Annotated in this window: 21 protein-coding genes and 2 tRNA genes; 10 read left to right on the forward strand and 13 right to left on the reverse strand. The window is 47.7% G+C overall.

Annotated features, from left to right (window positions below):
* Positions 1-156: 156 nt before the first annotated feature.
* From EHO61_RS02120 to dusA, 3 genes are all read right to left on the reverse strand, one after another.
* A complete protein-coding gene (locus EHO61_RS02120; protein ID WP_135811995.1) occupies positions 157-1,110 on the reverse strand; it encodes an MBL fold metallo-hydrolase in 954 nt (317 codons plus the stop codon).
* A gap of 33 nt (positions 1,111-1,143) precedes the next feature.
* Entirely contained in the window at positions 1,144-3,045 is a 1,902-nt protein-coding gene (locus tag EHO61_RS02125) for a PP2C family protein-serine/threonine phosphatase (protein ID WP_135811996.1), read from the reverse strand.
* 69 nt (positions 3,046-3,114) lie between these two features.
* On the reverse strand, positions 3,115-4,143 hold the full coding sequence (dusA, locus tag EHO61_RS02130) for a tRNA dihydrouridine(20/20a) synthase DusA (RefSeq protein WP_135811997.1): 1,029 nt from the start codon (positions 4,141-4,143) through the stop codon (positions 3,115-3,117).
* 137 nt (positions 4,144-4,280) lie between these two features.
* Between dusA and mnmC the strand changes: the two genes are divergently transcribed.
* Entirely contained in the window at positions 4,281-6,248 is a 1,968-nt protein-coding gene (gene mnmC, locus EHO61_RS02135) for a bifunctional tRNA (5-methylaminomethyl-2-thiouridine)(34)-methyltransferase MnmC2/FAD-dependent 5-carboxymethylaminomethyl-2-thiouridine(34) oxidoreductase MnmC1 (RefSeq protein WP_135811998.1), read from the forward strand.
* Between the two features lie 5 nt (positions 6,249-6,253).
* Positions 6,254-8,131 (forward strand): RecQ family ATP-dependent DNA helicase, encoded by a 1,878-nt coding sequence (locus EHO61_RS02140; protein WP_135811999.1) that lies wholly within the window; start codon positions 6,254-6,256, stop codon positions 8,129-8,131.
* Here the strand turns inward: EHO61_RS02140 and dinB are convergent.
* The 3 genes from dinB to EHO61_RS02155 all read right to left on the reverse strand — a co-directional run bounded on the left by dinB (position 8,128) and on the right by EHO61_RS02155 (position 10,608).
* Positions 8,128-9,222 carry a DNA polymerase IV gene (gene dinB / locus EHO61_RS02145; protein WP_135812000.1) on the reverse strand — a complete coding sequence of 365 codons (1,095 nt, stop codon included), beginning with the start codon at positions 9,220-9,222 and terminating at the stop codon, positions 8,128-8,130. The genes EHO61_RS02140 and dinB overlap by 4 nt on opposite strands.
* Positions 9,223-9,264: 42 nt before the next feature.
* Complete coding sequence (locus tag EHO61_RS02150; protein WP_246031970.1) at positions 9,265-9,816, reverse strand: ComF family protein; 552 nt, start codon at positions 9,814-9,816, stop codon at positions 9,265-9,267.
* 354 nt (positions 9,817-10,170) lie between these two features.
* On the reverse strand, positions 10,171-10,608 hold the full coding sequence (locus EHO61_RS02155) for a hypothetical protein (RefSeq protein WP_135812546.1): 438 nt from the start codon (positions 10,606-10,608) through the stop codon (positions 10,171-10,173).
* Between the two features lie 204 nt (positions 10,609-10,812).
* Between EHO61_RS02155 and EHO61_RS02160 the strand changes: the two genes are divergently transcribed.
* On the forward strand, positions 10,813-11,463 hold the full coding sequence (locus tag EHO61_RS02160) for a hypothetical protein (RefSeq protein WP_246031971.1): 651 nt from the start codon (positions 10,813-10,815) through the stop codon (positions 11,461-11,463).
* Between the two features lie 304 nt (positions 11,464-11,767).
* Here EHO61_RS02160 and EHO61_RS02165 read toward each other — a convergent pair whose 3' ends face one another.
* Positions 11,768-12,784, reverse strand: coding sequence for an NAD(P)-dependent oxidoreductase (locus EHO61_RS02165; RefSeq protein ID WP_167884801.1), 1,017 nt, complete (start codon positions 12,782-12,784; stop codon positions 11,768-11,770).
* A 104-nt stretch (positions 12,785-12,888) separates the two neighbouring features.
* Here EHO61_RS02165 and EHO61_RS02170 point away from each other — a divergent pair, with 104 nt between their 5' ends.
* Genes EHO61_RS02170 through EHO61_RS02180 form a run of 3 tightly spaced genes read left to right on the forward strand, consistent with a single transcriptional unit; the run spans position 12,889 to position 16,535 of the window.
* Positions 12,889-13,947: a lipase secretion chaperone gene (locus tag EHO61_RS02170; protein ID WP_135812003.1), complete on the forward strand. Its 1,059-nt coding sequence runs from the start codon at positions 12,889-12,891 to the stop codon at positions 13,945-13,947.
* Positions 13,944-15,743 (forward strand): apolipoprotein N-acyltransferase, encoded by a 1,800-nt coding sequence (locus tag EHO61_RS02175; protein WP_135812004.1) that lies wholly within the window; start codon positions 13,944-13,946, stop codon positions 15,741-15,743. The genes EHO61_RS02170 and EHO61_RS02175 overlap by 4 nt, the downstream gene beginning before the upstream one ends.
* A gap of 18 nt (positions 15,744-15,761) precedes the next feature.
* Entirely contained in the window at positions 15,762-16,535 is a 774-nt protein-coding gene (locus EHO61_RS02180) for a ribonuclease H-like domain-containing protein (RefSeq protein WP_135812005.1), read from the forward strand.
* A 21-nt stretch (positions 16,536-16,556) separates the two neighbouring features.
* Here EHO61_RS02180 and EHO61_RS02185 read toward each other — a convergent pair whose 3' ends face one another.
* Positions 16,557-17,585, reverse strand: a complete 1,029-nt coding sequence (locus tag EHO61_RS02185) for an MBL fold metallo-hydrolase (RefSeq protein ID WP_135812006.1) — start codon at positions 17,583-17,585, stop codon at positions 16,557-16,559.
* A 238-nt stretch (positions 17,586-17,823) separates the two neighbouring features.
* On the opposite strand from EHO61_RS02185, the gene EHO61_RS02190 reads away from it, so the two are divergent.
* On the forward strand, positions 17,824-18,612 hold the full coding sequence (locus EHO61_RS02190; protein ID WP_246031972.1) for an LIC10920 family plasminogen-binding lipoprotein: 789 nt from the start codon (positions 17,824-17,826) through the stop codon (positions 18,610-18,612).
* A gap of 362 nt (positions 18,613-18,974) precedes the next feature.
* Entirely contained in the window at positions 18,975-19,322 is a 348-nt protein-coding gene (locus EHO61_RS02195) for a hypothetical protein (RefSeq protein ID WP_135812007.1), read from the forward strand.
* A gap of 86 nt (positions 19,323-19,408) precedes the next feature.
* On the opposite strand, the gene EHO61_RS02200 is transcribed toward EHO61_RS02195, so the two are convergent.
* From EHO61_RS02200 to EHO61_RS02215, 4 genes are all read right to left on the reverse strand, one after another.
* Positions 19,409-20,368, reverse strand: coding sequence for a polyprenyl synthetase family protein (locus EHO61_RS02200; protein ID WP_135812549.1), 960 nt, complete (start codon positions 20,366-20,368; stop codon positions 19,409-19,411).
* A gap of 99 nt (positions 20,369-20,467) precedes the next feature.
* Positions 20,468-21,367 (reverse strand): transglutaminase-like domain-containing protein, encoded by a 900-nt coding sequence (locus EHO61_RS02205; protein WP_135812008.1) that lies wholly within the window; start codon positions 21,365-21,367, stop codon positions 20,468-20,470.
* Between the two features lie 281 nt (positions 21,368-21,648).
* Positions 21,649-22,473 carry a transketolase gene (locus tag EHO61_RS02210; RefSeq protein ID WP_135812009.1) on the reverse strand — a complete coding sequence of 275 codons (825 nt, stop codon included), beginning with the start codon at positions 22,471-22,473 and terminating at the stop codon, positions 21,649-21,651.
* A gap of 25 nt (positions 22,474-22,498) precedes the next feature.
* Positions 22,499-22,885, reverse strand: coding sequence for a hypothetical protein (locus tag EHO61_RS02215; RefSeq protein WP_135812010.1), 387 nt, complete (start codon positions 22,883-22,885; stop codon positions 22,499-22,501).
* A 94-nt stretch (positions 22,886-22,979) separates the two neighbouring features.
* Between EHO61_RS02215 and EHO61_RS02220 the strand changes: the two genes are divergently transcribed.
* A tRNA-Thr gene (locus EHO61_RS02220) sits at positions 22,980-23,052 on the forward strand.
* A gap of 32 nt (positions 23,053-23,084) precedes the next feature.
* Positions 23,085-23,166, forward strand: a tRNA-Tyr gene (locus EHO61_RS02225).
* A 168-nt stretch (positions 23,167-23,334) separates the two neighbouring features.
* Here EHO61_RS02225 and EHO61_RS02230 read toward each other — a convergent pair.
* Positions 23,335-25,077, reverse strand: coding sequence for an alkyl sulfatase dimerization domain-containing protein (locus EHO61_RS02230; RefSeq protein ID WP_246031973.1), 1,743 nt, complete (start codon positions 25,075-25,077; stop codon positions 23,335-23,337).
* Between the last annotated feature and the right edge of the window lie 7 nt (positions 25,078-25,084).

Consider the following 25,084-nt stretch of genomic DNA (forward strand, 5'->3'; position numbering starts at 1 on the left):
AAAATGAACTCACGGACCTAGTCCATGCTAAAAATCGGAGAAGGCAAATTAAAATTTCCTTTTTTAAAATCCGACGGGAATCTTGGAACGGGAAGAAAAACATGAATTTCGGAATTTGTACCGGATGGCATAAATTCCCTGAAAAGAAATCCCAATCTAGGGGGCTATACCGCTTTTCTTCCGAGCTCTCTCCACCTTAAACGCGATTCCTTGAGCGTTGATTTTTGCGTCAAAGGAAAGAAACATCCGCTCCTTGTTTCCGTAGGAAATTCCGCATTGGCGCACTCGATCTTCCAAATAAGAAAGCACTCTAGTTTCACAAAATCCGATTAAAGACTCACCTTCCAGATCCGTTTTTCCGGCAGAAATTAGAATATGATTCATAACGGCCAAGCCTTCCTTCATTTGCGCGGCGCCCGCATTCATGTCCGGCCAAACTCCGAAATGCGTTAGATACGCTTTCTTTGCTTTAGTATTCAGAATCTTATCTATCGAGGAAACGGCTTCCTCCGGGTCGAAATCCGTAGGAGTCGTGGAAGGATATAGCAGAGGTTCCTTTCCGGTCCGGAAAATTCCGTAGCCTATTCCGAACGTATCTCCGCTGAAAATCCCTTCCGTCAAGGAATCGTATATGCAAAAATGATGATTTGCATGTCCTCTCGTATGGATGAATTTTAAGGTGCGACTTCCCCAGGACAATTCCTCTCCGTCGCTCATAGTTATGACCGATGCTTCCGGTACTGGAACGATTTTCCCGTATAACTTATAAAAGGCCTCTTCTCCGTATACTTGGATGGAACTTTTGATCAACCGATCCGGCTGGATGAGATGAGGGGCCGCCTTCGGATGGGCTATCACCTTTGCGTTCGGACAGTGCCTCAGTAATTCCCCCGTTCCTCCCGCATGGTCCAGGTGAACGTGAGTGATGATGATATAATCCACGGCCTCCCTTTTCAAACCTTGTCGATCCAAGGCCTCCAAAAGTCTGGGCACAGCATGCGCAGTATTATTCTCCACAAAGGCGGCCCGATCGCCTTCGCGCACCAAATACGCGCAGGCCAAACCTTCCTCGATATATCCGCAATCGATCACCTGAACCGTTTCGAGCATAAAAGATACCGTCCCGTTTTTATGGCACGGAATCTAAATAACGTCCACCGCAAAATAGGTCACGTCGTCGGGCAAACGAATACCTGCAAACTCGCGGAGAGAGGATAGGATCATTTCGTTCAGATTCCGGGGGCTTCGATCGAAAGAGTCGCGAAGCAGATCAAGAAGCCGACCTTCTCCGAACATTTCCCGCCCGGAATTCAGAGCTTCGGTGATGCCGTCCGTGTAAAAGAAGAACCTGTCCCCCTTACGCAATTCCTGCCTCCAGGTTCCTAAGCGAATCTCCTTTCTCCAGCCCAAGATAGGTCCTCTTCCCTCTAAAAAAACAGGAACGGAAAGAGGATCACGCATGAGTATCGGAGCGGGGTGCCCCGCCAAGGAGTAACTGATCTGACCGGTCTTGGTATCGAAAAGAGCCGCGACCGCCGTGATGAAATTCTTTTCGACGACCGGCACCATACGGGAATTCAGAGAAGCTAGAAGCTCCGCGGGCTCCGGGTGTTTCGGCGCCAATTCCAAAAAACTGATCTTTAACATCGAGGCGATCAGCGCAGCCGAGATCCCATGTCCCGCCACGTCGCATAACAAAAATTGCACCTGGCCGTCCCCGTAATCATGGAAGTCGAAATAATCCCCTCCGATCTTTTCCATAGGAACATAGACCGAATTCACACTTAGTCCTCCGATCTGACCGTCCAGTCCGGGAATCAATCTAGACTGTAAACCTCCCGCGACCAGAAATTCCTCGTTCAAAATCTTGTACTGCTTCTCTAGTTCCTGGGTCCTGCTTTGAACCAGAGTTTCTAGAGAGTCGTTAAGTCTTTTTAGATCGGATCTCGCCCGGGCATTCTGAACCGAAATCCCCATAATTCCCGAAAACAAAAAAACCAAAAGACCGTATTGGGAAAAGAATTCGTTCTTTCCGGTCAATAAATCGATCGCTATGTCCGTCAGCCCGAGAACTGCCGCGAACAATGCACCTAACAAGACCAAGGTGGCCTCTGCGCTTTTTCGGAACTGGGAGGCAAGAACACCGATCAGCACGGGAATCTTAAGACCGAGAAGAATCTCCCATCCATAGACCAATAAAATCCGAGTATCCGGGTCGAATCCCAACATTTGCAATATGCTTAATATAAAATCACCGCCTAATATCGATTTGGCGACAATTCCAAGCCTTCTTTCGAACATGGAGTATACGAACAGGAAAAGAAACGAGGGAAAGAGGGTTTGACAGACATAAAATACCCTTTCCACCAATTCGAAGGAAAATCCCATGTAATGGATCTTGTTCAGCAAGGCTCCCCGCCAACCTACGAAGATGATCGCGGATAGAGCCAGGAACAGGCTGGCGTCCGAATATCGATTCAATAGGTAAGCGATCGCTTGTTGGACGAAGATTCCTAAGAACAGAACGGCGATCACGACTTGAAATAGATCCTCATAGATCAGGTCTTCCTTAATGGAATCGTAATCTCCGATCTTGGGAACACTGCGGAACATTCCACAGAGAAGCCTAGTTTCCCGGCAAGCGACTCGGACTTCTAGAATGTTTTTGCCCGCCCGGATCAGGTCCGTCGGAATCGGGTATAGCCTGGGTCGAAACCAGTCCGGTCGGTACGGGTCCAGACTCCCGGTTTCTCCGATCCACACGCCGTTCCAGTATACTTGATCCACGGATTGGATACGGTCTAAGTATACTCCTTGGGTATAACCCGGAACTGCTTCCGGGTACTCGATTTCTATCCTATATGTCCCTTGGATCGGAGTTTTGTATCCTTGGGATACGAGGTTTTCTCCGACCCGAACCGGAAGCACGGAACCCGTCTCTGCCGACTCGAAAGTCCACCCTTCGGAGAGCGTGCGTTTTGCAACGGAAGCCTCCGCGTAAAGGGAGAGGACGAAGAAGAGATAGACCCCGATCACTTTTAACATGGCAATTCGGCTGCGAAGGCTAATCAATATACGACCGATTGCAAGGCTTTTTCCTGTCTAGATCCGGTTCTATAAGACGGATCCTATCCGAGAGATTTCCTTTTCAAGTCTTTGGTCCAAGTATTCGGAAGGAATAAAACGGAGAGCGTCCTGTAAGAGTCGAGGCTCCGGATTTCGATGCATCTTTTCGGTAAGCAAGCGCCGGTAAAGCCTGGCGCCACGTACTTCGTGAAAAGCTCCGAGAAGATGCCTCAGAATACGACTCGGCTTTTCCCCTTCTTCCGTTCGCTTAGTAACGTACTCGGCCATAGAGTCGAATACCTCTCTCCTCGTCTTAGGCGAATCCGTTTCTCCGAAAAAGATCCGATCCGCGTTCGCGAACAGAAACGGATTCTCGTAAGCCGCTCTCCCTATCATTACCCCGTCGACCCTGGACAAATGGTCCGATGCGGAATCCAAGGTCTTAATCCCTCCGTTCAGTTCGATTAACAAATCAGGATAAGACCTTTTTATTTCGTACACGTCCTCGTAGCGTAAAGGAGGAACGGTTCGATTCTGTGCAGGACTCAACCCTTCCAATATGGCGATTCTAGCGTGAACGGTAATTCTCTTTGCCCCCGCGTCGGAAACGATACGGATGAAATCCGACAAATCCTCCAAACGATCTTTACCGGGAATACCGATCCTGCATTTCACCGTAATCGGAATTCGAGTCGCAGAATCCATCGCTGCAACACATTCCGCGACTCTTTCCGGAGTCCCCATCAAGCAGGCTCCGAAATTTCCTTCCTGAACCTTATCGCTAGGACATCCGACATTCAGATTGATTTCGGAGTAACCGTATTCTTCTCCGATCCGAGCGCATTCGGACAAGTGCTCCGGATGATCCCCTCCTAGTTGCAGAGCGATCGGGCTTTCGGTCTGATGGAAAGCAAGATGGCGATGCTTATCTCCTCGCAGGATGGCACCGGTCGTAACCATTTCGGTGTAGAGAAGAGTCCTCTTCGTGATCAGCCGTAGGAAGTATCTAAAATGCCGATCCGTCCAATCCATCATCGGCGCAACGGAAATTGCGTACGGTTTGGGTCGTTTGCTCATCGAATCAGGACCTCCTTCTAAAATACGATTTTCCGAATTCGATCTGAAAGTCAAGTCCCTAGAAATCGGCTTGGTTTGAACGGAAGCCGAAAGATCTTTGTCCATAAGGCGACAAAAGTCGGAGGAGAAAGACCGGCGTGATCGAATGGAAAGATAACGGAACACCGGTCTCGACCGACTTTGACGATATTTATTTTTCTCCCCAAAACGGTTTGGAGGAAACCAAGCACGTATTCTTATCCGGGAACAGGTTGTACGAGCGATGGACGGAAGGTCCCTTTTCGGAGAAAAAAAGTTTCTGCATTTTGGAAATAGGTTTCGGAACCGGTCTGAATTTCCTTGCGACCTGGCAACTCTGGAAACAAACGAAAGGAAGAAATCCTTATTCCTTACTTCGGTTCGTAAGCTACGAACTGTTTCCTTTGACCTCCGGCGAGATCGGAACCGCGATCTCGAATTTTCCCGAGCTGACTCCGTATCTCGAAATTTTCCTGAAGCAATACTCGGCACTGGTTCCGGGTTGCAATCATTTTCTTTTCGAAACGGAGGGCGTGGCTCTCGATCTCTGGATCGGAGACGCTAGAGAATGTCTTCCCGAAAGTTCGGGTAGGTTCGACGCATTCTTCTTGGACGGTTTTGCTCCTTCCAAAAATCCGGAGCTCTGGGGTCCGGACATTACGAAACACTTTTCGACCTTGGCGCTTAAGGATTCTACCTTTGCCACTTTTACCGTAGCTAGAACTGTCAAGGACTCGATGGAATCCGCAGGATTCGAAATTCGTAAAGTACCCGGCTACGGTAAAAAAAAGGAGATGTTGGCGGGCACTTTTTCGCGGGAGCCGAAGGAGCAGGAAGGATTTCCGTTTCGTCGGAATTATCCGAGAGGGAAGCCGCCGGAAAAAGTGATTATCGTCGGAGCCGGGCTTGCCGGAGCGGGAATCGCCCGAGCGTTTGCCTTACGAGGCGTACAGGTTTCCGTATGGGACGACGCCCCTCCTTCACGCGCCTCTTCCATTCCGAAAGCGATCTCCCATCCGAACTTGACCAAATTTCCTAGCCCGGCGAGCCTTTGGACTCTCCGCGGATTTTCCCATTCACTTCGAAGATATCCAGATTTATTATCCAAAAAAGCCTACGAGATTGCGGGAACCCTTCAATTTCCGGGAATGGAAATGAGCTGGGAAAGAATGGTAGAAGGGATCCGCTCCCATCGCCTCTCGGAAGAAATCGTCGAACCGGAGGAAAATGCGAATGCAAAATATCCGGATCTTGGAAAAGAAACGAGAGGGGTTTTTTATCGCAAGGGATTTTGGACGGAAACTCCGGAATTCGTCTCCCGTATATTAGAACATCCGAATGTGTTTCGGATGAACGCCAAGGTCTCCCGTTTGGAACGGTCGGAAAATTCCTGGAAAGTATTCCGCGAAGACGGAAAGCCCGAGGATGCGGATTGCGTGATTTTGGCGAATTCCTCAGGTATACAACCATTGCTGGAAAATCTTTTGGAAGAATGTCTTTTTCCTTTATCCAAAGTACGCGGACAACTCCTGGAATTATCCTCCGAAATACCGGACGGCTCGGGTCCTATTATGATCGGGGAGCATTATCTTACGCCTTCCAAAAAAGGAATCCGAGTCTTAGGATCCACTTTCGACGAATTCGATGCGGATCCGGAACCGAGAGAAAAGGACAGGGACAAACTCTTGGACTACGCGGAAAAACTTTTTAGGGAAGGCGCGTGGAAAGCGAGAAAATACGAAGTCGTACGCCAATTCGTCGGTTTCCGTTCCCAGACCAAGGATAGATTTCCAGTGCTAGGTGAGATTCTGGAACCGAAGGAATTCAGAAGATCATATACCGGTTCGGCTCTTCCGAAAAATAGAAACAAGACGATCCCTCCTATCGAACCGCTACGAGGGCTATACGTATTCGGAGGTCTCGGATCTAGAGGAGTCATTTCCTCCTTAATCGGAGGGGAAACCTTGGTCTCCCTCGTTTTGGGCGAGCCCTTACCTATAGAAAATAGCTTGTACTTGGCGTTGCATCCTTCCAGATTCCTCTATAGGGAGATCCGTAAAAAGGACGTCGGAAAGGAGAAAGAGTAAAAGCCATGCCCGATTCTAAAATAACGGTTTCTTCTCCAATTCGGGAACGTTGGAAAAAAGTTCTGAGTTCCTCGTTCGGATTTTCGGAGTTTCGACCGGGACAATGGGAAGCGATCGAATCGAATCTGAACGGTAACGATGTGTTAGCGGTCCTTCCCACGGGAGGCGGAAAATCTATGATCTACCAACTCCCTTCTTTCGCTCAGACAAAGGGACTGACTTTGGTGATTTCCCCTCTGATCGCTTTGATGAAGGACCAGGTCGATGCCCTGAAAGGGAGAGGACTGGAAGCCGCTTACTGCAATTCCACCCAGGACGATCTGGAGCAGATCCGTATACTCTCCGGAGCCGCTACCGGCAAGATCCGAATTTTGTACGTATCCCCGGAGAGAGCCACTTCGAAATCTTTTCTGGAACTCCTGCCGAAACTTCCGCTGGGATTGGTGGCGGTCGACGAGGCCCATTGCGTTTCGCAGTGGGGTCACGATTTCCGTCCCGAATACAGAAAATTGCATGTTCTTAGATCGGCCTGCAAGAATCGGATCCCGTGGATCGCCTTGACGGCGACGGCGACGGACAGGGTAAAGAAGGACATTTGCGATAGCCTAGGCCTTGAACGACCAGTCCACGTCCAGGGAACCTATGCCAGACCGAATTTAAGATTCCGCATTCATTACCCGGAATCTGATCGGGAAAAAGAAAAAGAATTAATTAGTATTTTAGAAAATAATAATTTTTCAAAAATAAATTCGGAAAAAGCGATCATCTATTGCGCGACCAGATCCAAGGTCGACGAAATTTACGAGCTTCTGAAAAAATCCGGTTACAAGGTCGGCAAATATCATGCAGGCAGGACGGATAGTAGTCGTGAAAAGGCACAGAACGGATACTCCTCAGGGAAAACGAACGTTCTTGTCGCTACGAACGCTTTCGGAATGGGGCTGGACAGTCCGAATGTACGCCTAGTCCTGCACTATCAAGTTCCGTCCTCCCTCGAGAGTTATTACCAGGAAGCGGGAAGAGCGGGACGGGACGGAAAAGAATCGGATTGCGTGCTCTTCTTCCATACCGGAGACGTGAGTGTGCAGAATTTTCTGCTCTCCAAAGAAGCGAACTACAAAGGAGGAGAAACCCTTCTTTCACACGTCAAAGAATACGTTTCCTCCTCCCGATGCAGACAACAAATTCTCTGCGGCTATTTCGGAGAAGAGATCGATCCTTGCGGAGTCTGCGATTCCTGTCTAGACGGGGACGATACCGGAAGAACGAACTTTCTGGAAAGGGAAAAGGCGAAATCCGAAAAAAGAAAGGCCCGGGAATCCCACGCCTTCGACCAGAATGAAACGCTCGCGGTAGAAGGTTTGTTAAACGAATATCCCGGAAAATTCGGAAAAAAAATCATCGCAGGCGCATTGAGAGGTTCCAAATCGAAAGATGTGCTACGTAGGCGTTTGGATAGATCGAAATTTTACGGGAGCCTGGCCCACGTCGCTGAAGAATCCATTTTCAAACTACTGGAGGATTGGTTATCCGCCAAAAAGATTCTGGTAAAAGGGGAGAAATATCCGAAACTTACTCCGGCGATTCACGGAAAGCCCGTACTTACTCTCCGAAAAACGGAAGGCTCTTCCGACAAACCCCGAAAGAAGCCGCCGACAGGAGACAAGCTGATCGTCCAAGAACTGAAAAACTTCCGGGACCGAACGGCCCGCCGAAAGAAATGGAAGAAATTCATGGTTCTGCAAAATCCCGTACTTATCCGAATCGCAACGCAAAAGCCAGCGAACCTCGAAGATCTCATGTTGATTAAGGGAATGGGGGAAGCGAAAGTGAAGCAGTACGGTAAGGAGATTCTGGAAATTTTGGAAAGGTTTGCGGACTAGCCCGTTTCCGGAAACAAGGAACCCGCGAACTCTTCCTCGTTTTGCGAGTCCGATTCGGGGTGGGATAGGCTCAGGCCCAGCAACCGGATCGGAGAAACGACTGCTCCGTCTCCGATCAAGAACTCTTCCAATAGCTCCTTTCCTAGATCGAAAAATTCCTTGGAACGAGAAGGAGGAATCGATAAAGTCCTACTTCTCGTCTTGAGCGTGAAATCCGAGAATTTAATCTTTAAGGTTAAGGTTCTAGCCGGAAAGGATTTAGCCGATAGACGTCTTTCTAATTCTTCGGCGATCTCCCTCAATTCGGATAACAAATCTTCCTCACGGCTCAGATCCGATTCGAACGTGGATTCCGCTCCCAGCGATTTACGGATTCTATGGGGTATTACGGGACGAGTATCGATACCTCTGGAAATCGAGTAATACCATCGCCCCGCCTTTCCGAAATTTCGGACGAGAAACTCGGCGCTTCGATTCCTTAAATCCGCTCCCGTATAAATTCCCAGAGCATGCATTTTTTTTAATGTAACCTTACCGATCCCCGGAAAAAGTCCCACATCCAGGGAAGCTACGAAAGTCTCCGTATCTTCGGGTCGGATCACGGTCAATCCGTCGGGTTTTTTAAGATCCGTCGCCACCTTTGCGGTGAATTTATTTATTCCTACTCCTGCGGAAGCGGTTAGTTCCGTCTCTTGGCGGATCCTGGCTCGAATCGACTTGGCGACTTCCGTAGCATAGGGGATTTCCAATTTATTTTCCGTTACGTCAAGAAAAGCCTCGTCCAAAGAAAGCATTTCCACGTAGTCGGTATATTCTAAAAAAATATTCCGAATTACGTTCGAGATTTCGCGATACACCGAAAATCTAGGAGTCACGAAAATCGCTTCCGGACAAAGTCTAGACGCTTGGGAACAAGGCATTGCGGAACGTACTCCGAATTTTCGAGCCTCGTAACTCGCGGCGCATACCACTCCTCTCGAATTCGGAGGACCGCCCACTACGAGAGGCTTACCCCGGTATTGCGGAAAATCCCGTTGCTCTACCGACGCGTAAAATGCGTCCATATCGATGTGTAAAATCTTCCGAACCACTTGGAGCACTCCATACTAAACGGATAAATAGTTACGTCAAGATCATTCTATCGTCCTGAGATACGTTAAAATATACACTTCTTTCGTTCCGTTTTCCAGAAGGATCCTGCTGGCCTCGTTTACGCTTGCCCCGGTCGTAAAAACGTCGTCCAATAAGAGCAACTTGGATGGACAGCGTCCTTGCCAGGAAGGGCGAATTTCCCAGGCAGACCTTGCGTGGAAAAATCGATCCGCATAGCTCTTTCCAGCCTGTCTAGATCGGCTTTTTTTGAACAACGGATCTATCCGAGGAAGTCCGAGGGTTTTTTCCGCTATAGAAAGCAGCTCTCGAATTGGAGAAAAAGGCCGCAAAGAAAACGAACCGAACCGTCCCGGAGAAGAATTCGGAAGAAGAAGGCAAGCGTCGATCCCTCGATTTCCCCAACTTTGCAACGCTGTCTTGGCTCCGATGGATAGAAACAGGGAAAGAGGATATTCGTACCTGCTTTTGATCTTATTTAGGACTTCGGCTAGAAGATCCGTCCTTTCCCGGAGATACCGTGCTTCGGTAAAGAAAACGTTTCTTGAGGTACAATAATCGCAAACGCCATCCATCGTTTTTCCGGAGCAGGTCGGACACCCTTTTTTTCTCCAGATTCCGGACGTCTGCCTGGAGCAAATCCCGCATAGACCGCTTCGGACGGAACGAAAATCCTCCCTACCGCACATTCCGCAAAGAATCGGGAAAAAGTAATTTAGAGATTTATAAAGAATTTTCTCGATCATCGGTCCGTCGGTTCCGAATCCAAGACGAACGCGCGCGTTTTAACCCTCGGACTTCACTCGATCAGAAGGTTTCCTCATTTTGCCGTGCGCTTCTTTACCCAAAGACCGTAAAGAACGCCGACAAACAATCCTAGTAAGACGATGACACCTATTTCCGACCCCAACGTTCCTCCGGGCAAATCCCTATTCCAATATATAATCCGGTTCTAAGATTCGAGGACAAAAGACGAATATAGTACCCAGATAATGTCTGGCGAGAGAGTGAAAGAGCCATTCTCCGGCCGAGTTCTTAACATCCCAAAAATCTGCTTTTACGAAACCGTTTTTTTCGAAAAAAGAATCCAAATTCCAATCTTCTTCCCCGGGAAAAACCTGCACTTTCAGCATAGCATAGAATTCCTCCGATTTGGGATCGAAACGAAAAACGACGGCCCTTCCACCCAAAGCGTTTCGGACGGTAAAGGTAGCCCAATCACCTTTCGGGCCCGATTCCTCCGATTTTAATTCGTACAACTCGTATTGGTGATCCTTTTCATCCCCGAAAAATTCCCGAAACACGGTTCGAAACGCATCCGAAAACTCCGTTTTAATCCGCATAAAAGGATCTTCTTCCGGGTTCATCATAGGGTAAGATTTCGGAACGAAAAAAATCCATCAAGGTAAAATCGGTTCCGTACCGTTTCGCTCTCTTCGAATAACAAAACACTTCAGCGAAGGTGTTTCCTCGAATTTACGCCTCTGCCGCGTACTGTTTTTATCTATAGTCCGGCGAATTCGAATCGGAAATCCGAAAGAAAGTCGATACTCTGAATAGGGACGCGTATCTTGAAAAGAGTTCGACGAACGAAAATATTGACGGTCCTTTTGCTGGCGGTCGCTTTTCCCGTATTTTCCCAAAATTCCGCAACTGAAAATCCGCGTATCTATAACGAAATACTCGTTCAGGATTTCGAAACGGAAGAATTCGGACCCGAAAATATAAAATCGAAACTCGGGCAGGAATTTTTACCGGAAATACGGATTTCCTCCGTTCTAAGAACTCCGGAAAGGAACTCCACCAAGTCCCTCTTTGTGGAAGTAACCGCCGAAAAAAACCAATCCTTCGAGATACGATTCCAAAAACCTTGGAAAACGACCGACTTTGTCAAGGATTTTCGTTTTCATATTTATGCAAACGAAGGAGGAGGATCCCTTTTCCTTTTAGTTCGGGATTCCACATTAGATATAAAGAAATTATTAATTACTCATTTTCTATTTTCCGGCTGGAAGGTGATCGATCTTGACGTAAGTCGGAAGGTCCGCCAGGACGATCTTGTAGCATATGTCCGTTCCGAATTCCAAGTTTTAGGTTTTTTGTATGAAGCGCCTTTCGAACGAAAAAGGGGAAGTAGAGAAATTTTCGTTTTGGACGATATCTTAGTCAACGTGAGACCGAAATACCTGCTCTTTCCGACGGAGAAAACCCTAGTGAAATAGGCATAGTGCCGGACTAGAACTGTACTAGGATTTTCTTTTGGCGGCCCCCACCCAGGTTCGGGTGGAGGCGGTGGGCTCGTGGGCCAATTGTCGTCCGTTGCTCTATCATAAAAAGCTCCTTTCTACAACTTCTTTTTTCCATTCTTTCTTGTGGGGACCTCCTACAAGAATTTGCCCAAAAACTTTCTTGTCGAATTGAGAAATTTCTGATATGCGATCGAAGGGCGCGCGAAGGGGCGGGTACCACCGCACCGGCCCCCACCCAGAGCAGGGTGGGGCCTTCACCCCGAATAGCCTCTCTTCCCTAGACCCCGTCCATCCGCACCGGATAATGGTTTCTTCTTCTTTCGAAATATTCCCAGTCGCCGTTCTTCCACGCTTCTCGAAGGAGCGTGTCTTCCTTTTCTAAAAAGGTTTTCGTCTTCCACTCGCTATCGGAAATCAAAAATTCTTCCATGGGGGGGAGCGGGTCGTCTTTGTAAAGAATGCATAATTTTTCAGCTAGTCGATACGTACCTGTGAGCCGCCCCTTCTGGCTGTAACCTGCGATATGCGGAGTAAAAACGCTATTTTTACTAGATACCAATCTTTGCAGAAGTTCTCCGCGCGGAGGCTCAGGATAAAATACGTCTATCACTTTTAACAGGTCTTCCCTTTGGAGCGATTCTTCCAGCGCTCCTCTTCCCCAAATTTCGCCACGACTCGTATTTAAAACCAAAGTCTTCGGCGCCAACTTCCTTACGTCTTCCGCATCGAACATCCCTTTCGTCGGATAAGGTCCGTCTACAGTCAAGGGCACATGAAAACTGACGATCCCCCGCGAATAGATTTCGCTTAACGAAACCGAGTTTTCTTTTACATACGGATCATGGTATGCGTATTCTATGCCTTCGGATTTAAGTATGGATGCGAACGCCTTGCCGGTATTTCCATACCCTACGATTCCTACGGATCTCTTTCCTATCTCTTCGATGGGAAGAAAATAGGATACGGCCGCCCAACAGTATTCGGCGACCGAGCCGGCATTGCAACCGGGAGAATTCAGAAATACCCTGCCTTCATTCTTAAGATCGGAAAAATTCACGTGATCGTTTCCGGAACTGACGGTCGCAAAGATTTTAACGCTAGGAAACCTGCGAAACGTTTCGGAATTTACCTCGAGCCTTGTGTTTGCCACTAGAATTTCGGGACCAAAAAAAGCGATTTCTTCCAAATTCTCCTTGGAATACGGACGAACTTCAAGTTTTCTAAACCGCGAAAAAATCGCATCTGCGCCTGCAGTTCCTTTCGGGTAATATAAAATCGGACGGGGCACATGGATAGTTTCGGGAACAGGAGTCTCCCTTCCATTGTTTTTTCTTTCAAAAACCTCTTGCCAGCGTAGGGCTCGCAGATACTTTCATTGCTTCGAACGGGAATCAAAACATGTTAGAACGACTCAAACAAATCCCCCCTAAAGTTCGGCTGATCCTAGTCGGCGCTTTTTTAATAATGCTCGTTATTTTTATCGTTTGGGAACCTTCCTCCAAACGGGGAAATCACGGCTCCAACGCGGAAGACTCCGACGGTTTTACCGTCTCCCGCAATGAATCGGGAGAATTGATCCTCAATCCCGAGGTAATGGATACTTCACGCAGCATTTATAAGGACGGCGAATGGCTATCTTACGACGATATCATGAAATTCGCCTCGAACGGAGAACTGGATTTAGTCTCGGAATTATGGGCGTTGCGAAGACGTTGCCCGACGGGCTACACCATCGATCAATGCAACGAAGTGGTAAAGGCTTTCCTACTGGACCATTACCCTGGAGCGGCGGGAGAAAAGCTGATGGCCATGTTCAGAAAGTATCTCACATATGAACAGGTGCTGCGATCCTACGAATTACCGCGGGACATCAAACAGGACGAAGCTTACGAACTCATCAAAAAGAAAAGGAGAGAGGTTTTTTCCGACCAGGAAGCCAAGCTGATTTTCGGATTAGAGGAATCGGAAAGACAGTACCAATTCGGACTCTCCGATTTTATGAGCGAGACCAAGAATTTGTCCGGAGACAAACGGTTGAGCCGTTACGAGGATTATCGAAAAGCGGTATACGGAAATTACTACGACGCGGTGGTAAAGCGGGAGCCCAAATTCAATAAGTACGAAACGGAACTTTTTCTTCGGGAAAACGATATGAACAAGCTTTCGGCGGTTCAGAAGGATCCTCAACTCCGCTCGATCAGGGAAAAATACTTCGGCAAAGACGGAGCGGATAGGATAGAAAAGGTTTATAAGGATATCGAGGCCCAAAAAAGTAAGGAAACCGAAACCGATCGAGAGGAGCAAGCCTGGCTCAGAGCCAATCCGAACGCAAAACCTGCGGATCGAGATAAGGCAATTTCCGCTATAAGGACCAAAATACTGGGATCGCAGGAAGCGGAGGAATACGGTCGTAGAAAAGCGTACGAAGCGGAACAGAAACGACTGAACTCGAAATGATTTTTCTTCCGAAAAATCCTGTTCGTCCTTTTCTATACTCTCTCGGACTCTCCCTCGGGCTCCTCTTCGGGATGGAACCGTTCGCGTTCTTTCCCGCCGGAATCGGGGGAGGCCTATGCGCTTTCCTTCTTTTTACGGAATTGAAAGATTGGCCGCTCCGCTTTCAAATCTATTGGTTTCTTTTCCTTTCCCAACTCGTCAACCTTACCGTATTCTTTTGGATCCCCTCCTCGATATCCGCGATTTCAGGGGCGGGCACCTTTATTTCTTGGCTCCTTTTCTTCGTGTACGGAATCTTCTCGCATATCAAATTACCGATCGCTTTTTACGGTTGGAAAATCTGCCTCAAAGTATATTCTAAATATAGAATATATAGCGACGATTCTATTCTTATCCGCTGGCTTCTCTTTCCCGTATGCGCCGTGGCTGCGGACATGATCACTCCCCAGTTGTTCCCCTGGTACTGGGGGAATTTAGCGGAAGGAAGTCTTGCATTTTCGCAGGCAGCCGCGGTCACGGGAATATACGGCACGGGCTTTTTCCTGCTCTTCGGGAGTTCCGGCTTAGCTCTGTTCCGAGATAAAAGCGGAAAAAAAGCGGGAACCGTTGCCGCGTCGATCCTAAGTTTCGTGTGGATTCTGGGCGCATACAGACTCTTGACCGCCCCGGAATACAAGGTTCCGTCGAGCACACCGAATACCGAAGACGGATATCTGAAACTGTCCGCTTTGTTGGTCCAACCGAATACCGCTCCCGCCAAACGGGAATACGCGGAAAACCCGGAATACCTAGGCCATGCGATGAGTAGAAATCTGGAGATGGCGCTCAGGGGTTCCCTAGAGAATCATCCGCCTCCGGACATCATTTTTCTACCGGAATCCGCCGTTCCGTTTCACGGGACGGACAAGGGCGAAGCGGGAACGCCTAACGAATCCTATTCGCCCACTTTCCACGGATTGACTCTGTATCTTACCCGAAAAACGGGAGCCGATCTACTGTACAACGAGTTGAATCAATTCCGAAACGGCCTAAAAAACCAAGTGACATTACTGTCCTCCGAGACGGGACAAATTACGCGTTATGATAAGCGACGTCTCTTAGCCTTCGGAGAATACCTTCCCTTCGAATCCTCTTTCCCTTTTCTACGTTCCCTTTTCCGCGAAACATCCAGATATATTCCCGGCGAAAAATCCGTTCCGCTATTAGGGTTCCGGTCGTTTCAAAGAAGCGTTCGCCCTTCTCCCCCTACTCAGGAAGAAATCGCCCAAATCCAAACCCCCGAGCGCTTTAGCGATTTCCTCGGATTTCCTTCCAAGGAAGAAGGTGTCGCGTACCAGATCCTTCCGTTAGTATGTTACGAGGCAATGTTCCCATCTTTGGTTCGAGACTCTGTCCGAGAGGCTAAAAAGGACGTCTTTACGCTTCTGGCAAATCCTACGAACGACGCTTGGTTTTCCTCCAAAACGGAAGCTTGGCAACATGCGGGGACCGCGAAATTTCGCGCCATCGAGTTCGGTCTGAGCTTGGTCCGCCCTGCGGTCAGCGGAATCTCTTTCGCGATCGATCCGTACGGACGCAATCTTTCTATTCCGATCGAATCGGGCGAAATCGGGAATCGAGCGATCTTATTGCCGGTCACTCGTCTTTCGGAGGAAGGCAACACGTTTTATTCACGCTGGGGGAATATCCCGTTTTACTTATATTCCTTTCTTATCCTTTTTTCCTTTCCTTTAGCGGATTTTTTTCGAAAAAGCGGGCGAAAGAGTATGGATACGGACTCCGCTCGGAACGTCTGAAATCATAGAGGAATCCGTTTGTTAAAACATACTTTTTGCCATCTCCCCGGCATCGATATCCTGGAGGAACGGAAGTATTGGGAGAAAGGGATCCTAGATTGGGATTCCCTTAAGGAAGAATTCCTGGTTCGTTCCAAGAACCAGGAGGACACATATTCCAGATTGGTATTGGATTCTCTCGAGTTTTCCAAAAAGGAATTCGCGAGAGGAAACTGGGATTATTTTTTCTTCGCTTTACCTAACGAGCAAAAATGGAGGCTCTTTCCTTCGGTCCGATCCCGACTTCTCTATATAGACATAGAGACCAGCGGTTTATCCAAAGAGGATTTCATCACCGTAGTAGGAACCTACGACGGCAATCACTTTCAGGACTTTTTGCGCGGCCGGGACATGGACGACTTTCCTGACAAGGTCCTATCTTCCCATATTTTCGTGAGTTACAACGGAGTGGCGTTCGACGTCCCCTTTTTAGAAAAGGAATTCGGCAAAAGATTCAGAAACCGTCACTTCGATCTGATGTATCTATTGCGAAGTCTCGGCTATCGAGGAGGGCTGAAAGGTTGCGAAAAGGCGTTAGGGATCACAAGGGATCTTCCCTTCGAAGTCAATGGAGCAGACGCGGTGAGATTATGGTGGCAGTACGTGCAATACGACGATATGGAGGCCTTGGATCTGCTTTTAAGATACAATCGTGAGGACGTGACGCATCTCGAACTTCTGTTCATAAAAGCATACAACATGAAATTGAAGCAGACTCCTTTTTACGGAGAAGTAGTGCCGGAAAAAGAATGAGTCCTCTTTTTCGTTCCGCAATCATATATTAGAATCTCCGATCCATTTGTAGGTTTCGTACGGAGGTTCCGTTTCGACCACTTCCACCCAGCCTCTTTCGACGAATTTTCGTACCATGGAATGCAAAATCGCCATTGCAGTATTATAATAACCTGAATTAGCGACCTTTTCCCCCATCGCTTCCAGAGTCAGACTGGAAAGATCGTATTCCTTTTCCTTTAATCTGCGTATGATTCCTCTCTCCAGGATTTGCAGGGTTTTGTACAACAACTTGATCGCTTTCTTAGGATCCTCGGGTTCGGGACCGTGAGCGGGAAGAAGGCGACGGATGGACATCTTGGAAATACGATCCAAAGATTTGTAATAGTCCTCCAGATTTCCGTCTATCTCGGCGTAGATGGAGGAAATATTCTGTAACACCAGATCGCCGGTAAAAAAGATATTCTCCTCCAATATATACGGTGTCAGGTGCCACAGGTTATGCCCGGGAGTTTGCAGAAATCCGATTTCTTTCCCACCCGCATGTATCACATCTCCCTCCACCAATTCCACGTCGAATTTCAGAATCGGATCGATTCTATCTCCCCGCATCAGAGTATTTTTGAGGTTTTCGTTGCCGGCTTCGACTCTTGCGAGTTCCATCTTTCTATCGTCCGGAGAACGATGGCCCTTATACACGAGCCTTTTGGTCGCTCGGTTAAATACTTCCACATATTCCAGATAATTTCCGATCCCTGCCGCCATTCCTTTCATTGCATACAATTTCGCCTCGGTATAATAACGGATCGTAAGAACGGCGCTCATATGATCCAAATGATTGTGCGTATAAAATATATGTTTTATCTTATTCAGGCTTAACCCGATTTTTTTCAACGCCCTTTGTAACATCCCCAAATGCGCGAGATAACCTGAGTCGATCAAAGTGGGTTCCCCGTCCGGGAGAATATAGATATTATTGGGAGAATAGAAGGGTTGCGGAATTTCGGTTTTGAATATTCCGTCGCCGATTTCCACCACGTCCGGAATCGAATCGTATTTGTGTATTTTCATGGGAACCGTCCTGATTATTCTCAAGAAAGCAGATTCCCCTTCCCGAGACAAGCTTCTAAATCGACAATGCAATACGATCGATCCTAACCGTAAAATTCGGACATAATCCATCGAACTCCCGATTTTTATTCCGAAAAATCTTTTGCAAAAAGGAACCGTACTCCCTTCGTTCGGGTCCGATTTAAGAATTTCAGTCGGGATTATTTACTGCGATTTCATTCTTGACCCTACTTTACCGATGATTGACACTAGAACTATGGGATCCTTTCCGACGAATCTCCGGGCTGGCAGACAGTCCGTCTTAGCCGCATTCCTATTTGCAGCCCTACTTTTCTTTACCCAAGCCTGCGAACACCACCAATCCACAAAAACCGATCTTACGGTCACTGCCTCGGACGGCTCCGTTACGTTTAACATTCACGGGAGCTTGGACAAAAGCAAAACTCCGAACTGTGGAACCGGCTCCCCGTATTCCGCAAGTTCCTCGACGGGAACCACTACAACGACCACGACTACGACCTCTAGTTCGGGCTCGGGAACGAATACCCAATTTACGGTCATTAGCCGACTCTATTATACCACCGGAGACTATATCTATTTGAAGTTTCTGTACGATAGCACCCAAAACCAAGGGCAAATCGATTCACAGCAAGGCTTTTCCTACTCCGGAAGTTTAACGGCAAAACCTTTGGTCGCGAATTACGGAAAAATTACTTGGGGAGGAAGCGGAGTCCCGATCGATACTTCCGTTTCCGGAAGCCAAGCACTATCATATCTAACCGTCACTCTGGATTTGGTGGGGAATGTGGTCTCGACAGGAAGTGCGGGACTTTCGTTGACTCAATGTTATACGGTTGATTTCATTAATTGTACTTCCGCCACTTCTTCGAGTATGTGTTATACCCAAAACGGACAACAATGCTTTAACACGCAATCGGTGGCCGGAGTAGGCGTGTCCATTAAGGGCGACGTAAATTGCACGAGTAATTCCGTTCCTGCAGGAACTTCCACTACCACGACCCCATAAGAAAAAAAAGGGCTGCCCTCTCTCTTTCAGGCAGCCCTCATACTCGCCGGATTCTATGTATCTTGCCGTGCTTGGGAAACTCTGTCCCGTTCTTCTTCCCCGAAAATCACTCCTTACCGATCCCTACTCCGTTCCAGTAAAAACCGAAAAGAGGAACTCGGGAAACGTTTAACAGAGATAATATGCTATAAAAAACGATTTTTTGAAATCCGCGATTTTGCTTATATTAGACTCTTTTTCTCCCTAAATCGGATAAAATTACTTTTTATTTAACCCCGCTACTCCGCCTAATTCTCTCTCTCAAAATCCCGGAATTTCCGGATGAGACTTGCAACTGTCCCTAAAAATCTTAAACTAAAGGTATGGAAAAAGCGCTGAACAACGACCAGAAGTCTAGGGAAAAAGTGAAAGTTGTACGCGTTGAGCCCAGACACATGCCTTTGCAAAGCCACCCAAAACCGGTTTCGCATAGAAAAGTGCAAACGGAGGACCAGATTCCTAATTTCTGGATCTTCTATACTCTGATGACCGTCGGGTCCTTATTGCCGGTCATCGGGGTTCTGCTGGCTTTTATCGTATTTTCTTTCGCGAAGACTCGATTCTTTAAGTTTTTGCCTTTGGTAATTAGCCTTGCAGCAAACGCTTATTTTTTCTATCTTCGACAACATTCCGGATCCGTTTTCCACCTTTTGAAAAACGCGGTTCATTGATTCCGGATTAGATCGAATTCTCCGGAATTAACGGAGAAAAGGCGGATAATACCCGCCGAAGGCTCTGTCCTTCGGAGAGGGGTTCTTTACACTTCGGTCAATTTTCTGAATTGATCCCGGACAAGGGCTCCCTCCTCGGTTTCCGGAAAACCTTTTAAAAATCGCAAAAGTTCTTCCACATCCGACCGAAATTCTTCACTCAACATTTTTCGAATATTGTACCGATTGAGTAGGGAAAGGATTACTACTTCGTCGTGTTCATTCCTTTCTTCCTTAGCAAACAAGGAATGAGTCAGTTTTTTATCGTTCTTATCCGCCTTTTCCAAAAGCCGGAGAACCGGATACGTGTACAATCCGTTTTTAAAATCCTTAAGAGGAACTTTGCCCGTCTGGTCCCCGGCTTGGAAATAATCGATGGCGTCGTCCTGTTTTTGGAATAAGGATCCTAATCGGATTCCGAACTCGTGCAATTTTTTCAGATTCTTTTTAGGAACTTCCGCCAGAATTCCCGCAGCCTGACATACCGCACCGAACAGAGACGCGGTCTTACCGTAGACCACTCGATCGTATACGTCCGAATCGATCTTGGGGTTTCTTTCCCATTCCATCTGGACGAGTTCGCTTACCGAAAGATCCTTGATCACTTGGGTGAAAATATCCATCAATTCCGGAGAATTCAATCGGTTCAAATGATAGATTCCGCATGCGAGAAGGTAATCCCCGGCGAGAATAGCGGTTTTATTTCCGAAACGGGAACCTACGCTAGGCACCCCTCTTCTGGTCTGCGCTTCGTCCACAACGTCGTCGTGCAAAAGACTCGCGGCATGAATCAATTCCGCGATGGCCCCGACGTCCGCGTATTTTTCCCCCTTGTATCCGAGGATACGGCACATACAATAATGGAGGACCGGACGAATTCTTTTTCCCCCGGAACGGATAGTATAATCCTTAATCTCGGCGAGTAAACGAAGATCCTCGTCTATGATCTCGTACAGTTTTTTGTCGAACTTTCGGACGAGAAGGTCCTTCAATCCCTTGGCTTTCACGGAGTTTCCTTGTTTCGACACTATTTCCGAAGGAATGTATCGCTCAAGCAGGAAAGGGTAGGAAATCCGAACGAAACGAAAAGAAAGGGGGCGAAAAAGTCAGGATTTCCACTTGCTGTCCAAGGCGAGCAGATGTTTGGACAGTACTTTTTCCATTTCGCGATTCTCCTTTTTCCGATAGATATGGATCAGGTTGCGAAACATCCTTTTCAGGATCGTCATACTGCTGGCGTGGGTAAAATAACGATCATGCGCCTGAAATCCGTTTGCCTTTAAAAAACGGATGCAGGTGGAACGATCCAGCATCACTCCGCCGTGGTATGGATCTATATAGGTTTCATAGTCGTTGGATTCGAAATGAAGGAGAAAATGCAGAGGCATATTGACGCCGTACAGCGGAAGGTTCAGCCTATGCGCGACTAAAAGGTAGATCACCGACAAAGAAATGGGAATGCCTCTTTTTGTGACGAACACCCGATGTAAGTAGGAATTGTCCGGATCCTCGTATTCCTCGTGATTACCGGAAAAACCTTCTTCTTGGGACAGCACACGGGTTAAAAAATGAACCTTCACATCGTCGGAGGCGAGATCTTCGTTTAGATCCACGAGCTCCTCCACTCGCAACGCGATCCGATCCAGATAGGTCCGGAATTCGAGATAAGAAAGTTCCGGCTCCGTGACCGAGGAAAGTAAAAAGGCACCTTCCTCCAAATCCTCGTAATGATTCGAGTTTCCTTTTTCGGCCAATGCCGCATAACGCAGGCTGATTCTTTCCGAATGAATGACGGGTGCGACTCCTCTCGCAAAAACGCGCAGAGTGGGATCCTTCAATTCGTCCGCTACTTCCCGGACGCGAACCTGCCAAGGGATCATAGCGGCGATTTCCGTTATGATCCCGGATTTATCCTCGCTGGAGGCAAATTCCAATTGGTAAAATTTATCCTCTATCTTATCGGGCGGGAAGGGAACTGTTCCGAAAGGGAAGTCGGAGGATTGCATAAGTACAATAACGTGATACCGGGAAGAGCTTAGTCAATTCGGAAGTTTTTCGAACAATTAAAAAAGGATGTGATTCATAAATTAACTATGTCGTTCGTTTATGTTCTCTTTCCGACGGAGAGTAAGGCCGAAACGAAGTCAAGCGCCCGCAAAGATAAAAAACGAAATCGAAACGTGTTTTTCTGCATTCGGAGCGTATTTCCGAACGAAAGTAGAAAACTTCGAATCGATGGAATGTTCTTCCTTTTTTCGAACTTCGGAAATACGCGGGGGAGAAGATCTTATACTTTGAGAGCTTCCAATTCCTCGAGAGCTTTCTTTTCCTGCTCCGCGTTCGGCGGAGTTCCGTGCCAGCCGGGATTGTTCTCCATAAAGGAAACCCCTTTTCCCAAAACCGTATCGAACAAAATGATCGTCGGAGATCCTTTGTGAGTCTTTGCCTTTTCGAAAGCGGAAATTATCGCAGGAATATCATGACCGTCCGCTTGCAAAACGTTCCAACCGAAGGAAGCGAATTTTTTATCCAGAGGTTCCAGGTTCATCACGTCTTTTGTGAAGCCGTCGATCTGGATTCCGTTTTTGTCCATAAACGCGATCAGGTTGTCCGTTTTATAATGAGCAGCGGATTGCGCCGCTTCCCAAGTCATTCCTTCGCCGCATTCTCCGTCCGAAATGCAGACATAAATCTTATAATCTTTTTTTGCCAATCGCGCTCCGAGTGCGATTCCGACGGAAACCGACAAGCCTTGTCCTAGCGAACCGGAAGAACTTTCGATTCCTTTTAGATATCTGGTGGAAGGATGCCCCTGTAATTTGGAATTGATGTTTCGAAACGTAAGAAGTTCCGACTCGGGAAAAAAACCGGACTGTGCCATCGCGGCGTAGCGGACGGCGCAAACATGCCCGTTGGAAAGGATCAGACGATCCCTATCTTCCCAGTCCGGATCCGCAGGTTTATGATTTAGAATTTTTTTATAAAGAACGGCATAAATATCCGCGAGCCCCAAGGGTCCGCCCGGGTGACCCGATTTTGCCGCGGTCACCATCTTGATCACGTTTTTACGAATGTTATTCGCGAATTCTTTGAGTTCCTTAATCTCGCTCATGTCGACCTTCTAAAATTGCCCCGACTTAATTCCCGGAACGGAATAGAAATAATCCGGAGAGATATACGAGGGTATATAATGGTAGAAAAACAAAGTTGAGTTTTCGATGGAATCCTTTTTTTCCCGCAAAGCCGGACCAACCGGTTAGGAGCATCAAAACCAGGGCCAGAGCGGCAAAGGCGCGGTGGATGTCGATGATCGTTCTGTCGAAGACCGGCACAAAGCCGGCGGAGTCCAAGCCCCCGAACAAGTATTTTAAGGACAGAAGATAGATCGCAGCGCAGAGATTAAAGAGGATGCCGATCGTATTAAAAATTCTGTGAAGACGATTGTTCCGAAAGCGGAACCAGAATCCGACATAGAAAGCGAGAATGGAAATCGTCATCCCTAGATTTACGAGGAAAAGAGGCATGCAATACAAATCCCCCGTTCTAGTGCCAGGAGAAAATCCTTTTTAATCGGTTGACCCCGGAAATCCGCTCGAAATACTGGTTACGAGTCCAAACGCTGCCTTAGCTCAATTGGTAGAGCAGCTGACTTGTAATCAGCAGGTTGGGGGTTCGATTCCTCTAGGCAGCTGATCGGGCGGATTCACCTTTTCCAAAAATCTCGGGTAGGTACTCAAGCGGTCAACGAGGGCAGACTGTAAATCTGCTGGCCAAGCCTTCGAAGGTTCGAATCCTTCCCTGCCCAATAATATTTCCCTTAATAAAACAAAGTAAGAAGGATTCGAATAGAGTCTTACGTCCGCGACCCTTAGGAAGCGGTGCGAGACACGATGTCGAGTAAGTAAGACGGCGAGCCTACGCGAGCGAGGCAGGAGTGCCGAGCGACGGGGAGGCGAATCCTTCCCTGCCCAATTTATTTCCCCACCGAGTACGGAAGCCTGGGTTCCTGTTGTAGGGAGAAATTTCCTAGAAATTTAGCGAACTCCACAAGACTTCCTTTCCTATATTCGAAACTTCGCAGCGCAAGAGCCGGATTAATGAGACGAACCAGCATCTCTTTCCAAACCTGAGAATTCGCATATACGAGTATATTCGGATTCTCAGAAATACGCTCTTCGATTTCGGCCACACCTCTCCGCAAGTGGACGGTAAACTCCTCGCCGGTATCCGTAAATTTGATCGAAACTTTTCCTTGTAAATCGGCGCTCTTGACCGGATCCAAACGAGCGGATAAATTCGAGAAGAATACGGAAAGAGGATAACGTTTCAATAATATTGCACTGGGTTTTATCCGTAGCCTCGCCACGAAATCGTCGTGAATTTCAAGCGCTTCCGTCAGGTAATAATGACGCGCGTTCGCGTTTTCGGCTCCTTCTCCCAAGGATCGTAAGGATCGAATCCTGATCTCTTTCCCGTTCCGATTTTCCGGATCGATTCGCAGAATATATCCGCTTAATTGAAGCGCGGCTTGGTATTCGCCTTTTTCCAGTTTTTCCCTCGCAATCAAGACCAAGCGATCCTTTCCCCCGGCGAGTTCCGAAAAAAGTTCCGCCTGTTCCTTTCTCGTCAAGGGCTCCAGTTCGGAAGAATCCCCGGAAAACCAACCTAGATTTCCGACAAACATGGATCTCACCGACCAGGAAACTTTTCCATACACCTCTTGTAGATAGGGGGAAGATGCCAGGTGTTTAGGCAACTTTACGAATTCCACAAGATCGTCGGGATGCAGACCTAGGTTGATCCCGCGCAAAGATTGGTCGTGAACGTACTGGATCGCGTCCCGATAATCCGTTAGAATTCCGTAAATCTCCTTGGCTCCCCGTATGGGTCTACCGTGACTAGGAACCACAAATTCGGGTTTAAGCGATCTCGCTAGATCGATGGACCGATACCAATTTTTTAAACTTCGAAACCAGGTTCCGCGGATCGTATATAAGCTCGGAAAGGATTTGTAAAAATTATCCCCGGTCAAAAGTGCTTTTTGTTCCGGGAGCCATACGTAGATCTGGTCGTCGGTTTCTCCGGGAGCGTGAATCAATTCCATTTCGATTCCCGCTGCCTTTACGGAAAGTCTATTCTCGAACGTTTTCGTAGGAGGAAGGTAATCTATTTTTGTGGAGGCGGTATAACCTTGGGAAGGGCCGATCCCTACGTTTTCCACTTCCTCTTTACGTAAATAATTTCCGAACATACGGGCGCTTCTGCTTCCCACTACGATCGCAGTTTCGCTCGCGAATCTTTCCACATTCGCTTGCAAGTCCTTATGTGCATATATTATAGGCGAGGATCCTGCCGCAAAAACGGAGGAACCGAAAATATGGTCCGGATGACCGTGAGTATAGATGATAGCTTTGACGGGCAAGTTAGATATCTTACGGAATTCTTTAAAAACCTCCTCCGCGGATTCGAGGTCTTCCATCGTATCCACTACGATGACACCGTCCTTTCCCATTATAAATATCGAATTCGCGATCCCGTATCCTACCGCGGAATAGACACCGGGAGAGACTTGGTGGATTCTTTTTTCGAATTCCCGGTCGACTTCCTTCCGCGCGCCGACGATTTCTCTCTTTGATTCCTCCGAAGTACGACAGTCGGAGACGTATAGCATTTGGGAAAATAAAAGGCAGAAAGCGAGAAACCTGTATGTGAGCACGAACACC

The sequence above is a fragment of the Leptospira fluminis genome, assembly GCF_004771275.1.
In the GTDB taxonomy this organism is placed as follows: domain Bacteria; phylum Spirochaetota; class Leptospiria; order Leptospirales; family Leptospiraceae; genus Leptospira_B; species Leptospira_B fluminis.

Coding starts and splice junctions, on each gene's coding strand:
- EHO61_RS02120 (WP_135811995.1), bottom strand. CDS start 1,110: ATGCTCGAAACGGTTCAGGTGATCGATTGCGGATATATCGAGGAAGGT.
- EHO61_RS02125 (WP_135811996.1), bottom strand. CDS start 3,045: ATGTTAAAAGTGATCGGGGTCTATCTCTTCTTCGTCCTCTCCCTTTAC.
- dusA (WP_135811997.1), bottom strand. CDS start 4,143: ATGAGCAAACGACCCAAACCGTACGCAATTTCCGTTGCGCCGATGATG.
- EHO61_RS02140 (WP_135811999.1), top strand. CDS start 6,254: ATGCCCGATTCTAAAATAACGGTTTCTTCTCCAATTCGGGAACGTTGG.
- EHO61_RS02150 (WP_246031970.1), bottom strand. CDS start 9,816: ATGGATGGCGTTTGCGATTATTGTACCTCAAGAAACGTTTTCTTTACC.
- EHO61_RS02155 (WP_135812546.1), bottom strand. CDS start 10,608: ATGAACCCGGAAGAAGATCCTTTTATGCGGATTAAAACGGAGTTTTCG.
- EHO61_RS02170 (WP_135812003.1), top strand. CDS start 12,889: ATGTTAGAACGACTCAAACAAATCCCCCCTAAAGTTCGGCTGATCCTA.
- EHO61_RS02175 (WP_135812004.1), top strand. CDS start 13,944: ATGATTTTTCTTCCGAAAAATCCTGTTCGTCCTTTTCTATACTCTCTC.
- EHO61_RS02185 (WP_135812006.1), bottom strand. CDS start 17,585: ATGAAAATACACAAATACGATTCGATTCCGGACGTGGTGGAAATCGGC.
- EHO61_RS02190 (WP_246031972.1), top strand. CDS start 17,824: ATGATTGACACTAGAACTATGGGATCCTTTCCGACGAATCTCCGGGCT.
- EHO61_RS02195 (WP_135812007.1), top strand. CDS start 18,975: ATGGAAAAAGCGCTGAACAACGACCAGAAGTCTAGGGAAAAAGTGAAA.
- EHO61_RS02205 (WP_135812008.1), bottom strand. CDS start 21,367: ATGCAATCCTCCGACTTCCCTTTCGGAACAGTTCCCTTCCCGCCCGAT.
- EHO61_RS02210 (WP_135812009.1), bottom strand. CDS start 22,473: ATGAGCGAGATTAAGGAACTCAAAGAATTCGCGAATAACATTCGTAAA.
- EHO61_RS02215 (WP_135812010.1), bottom strand. CDS start 22,885: ATGCCTCTTTTCCTCGTAAATCTAGGGATGACGATTTCCATTCTCGCT.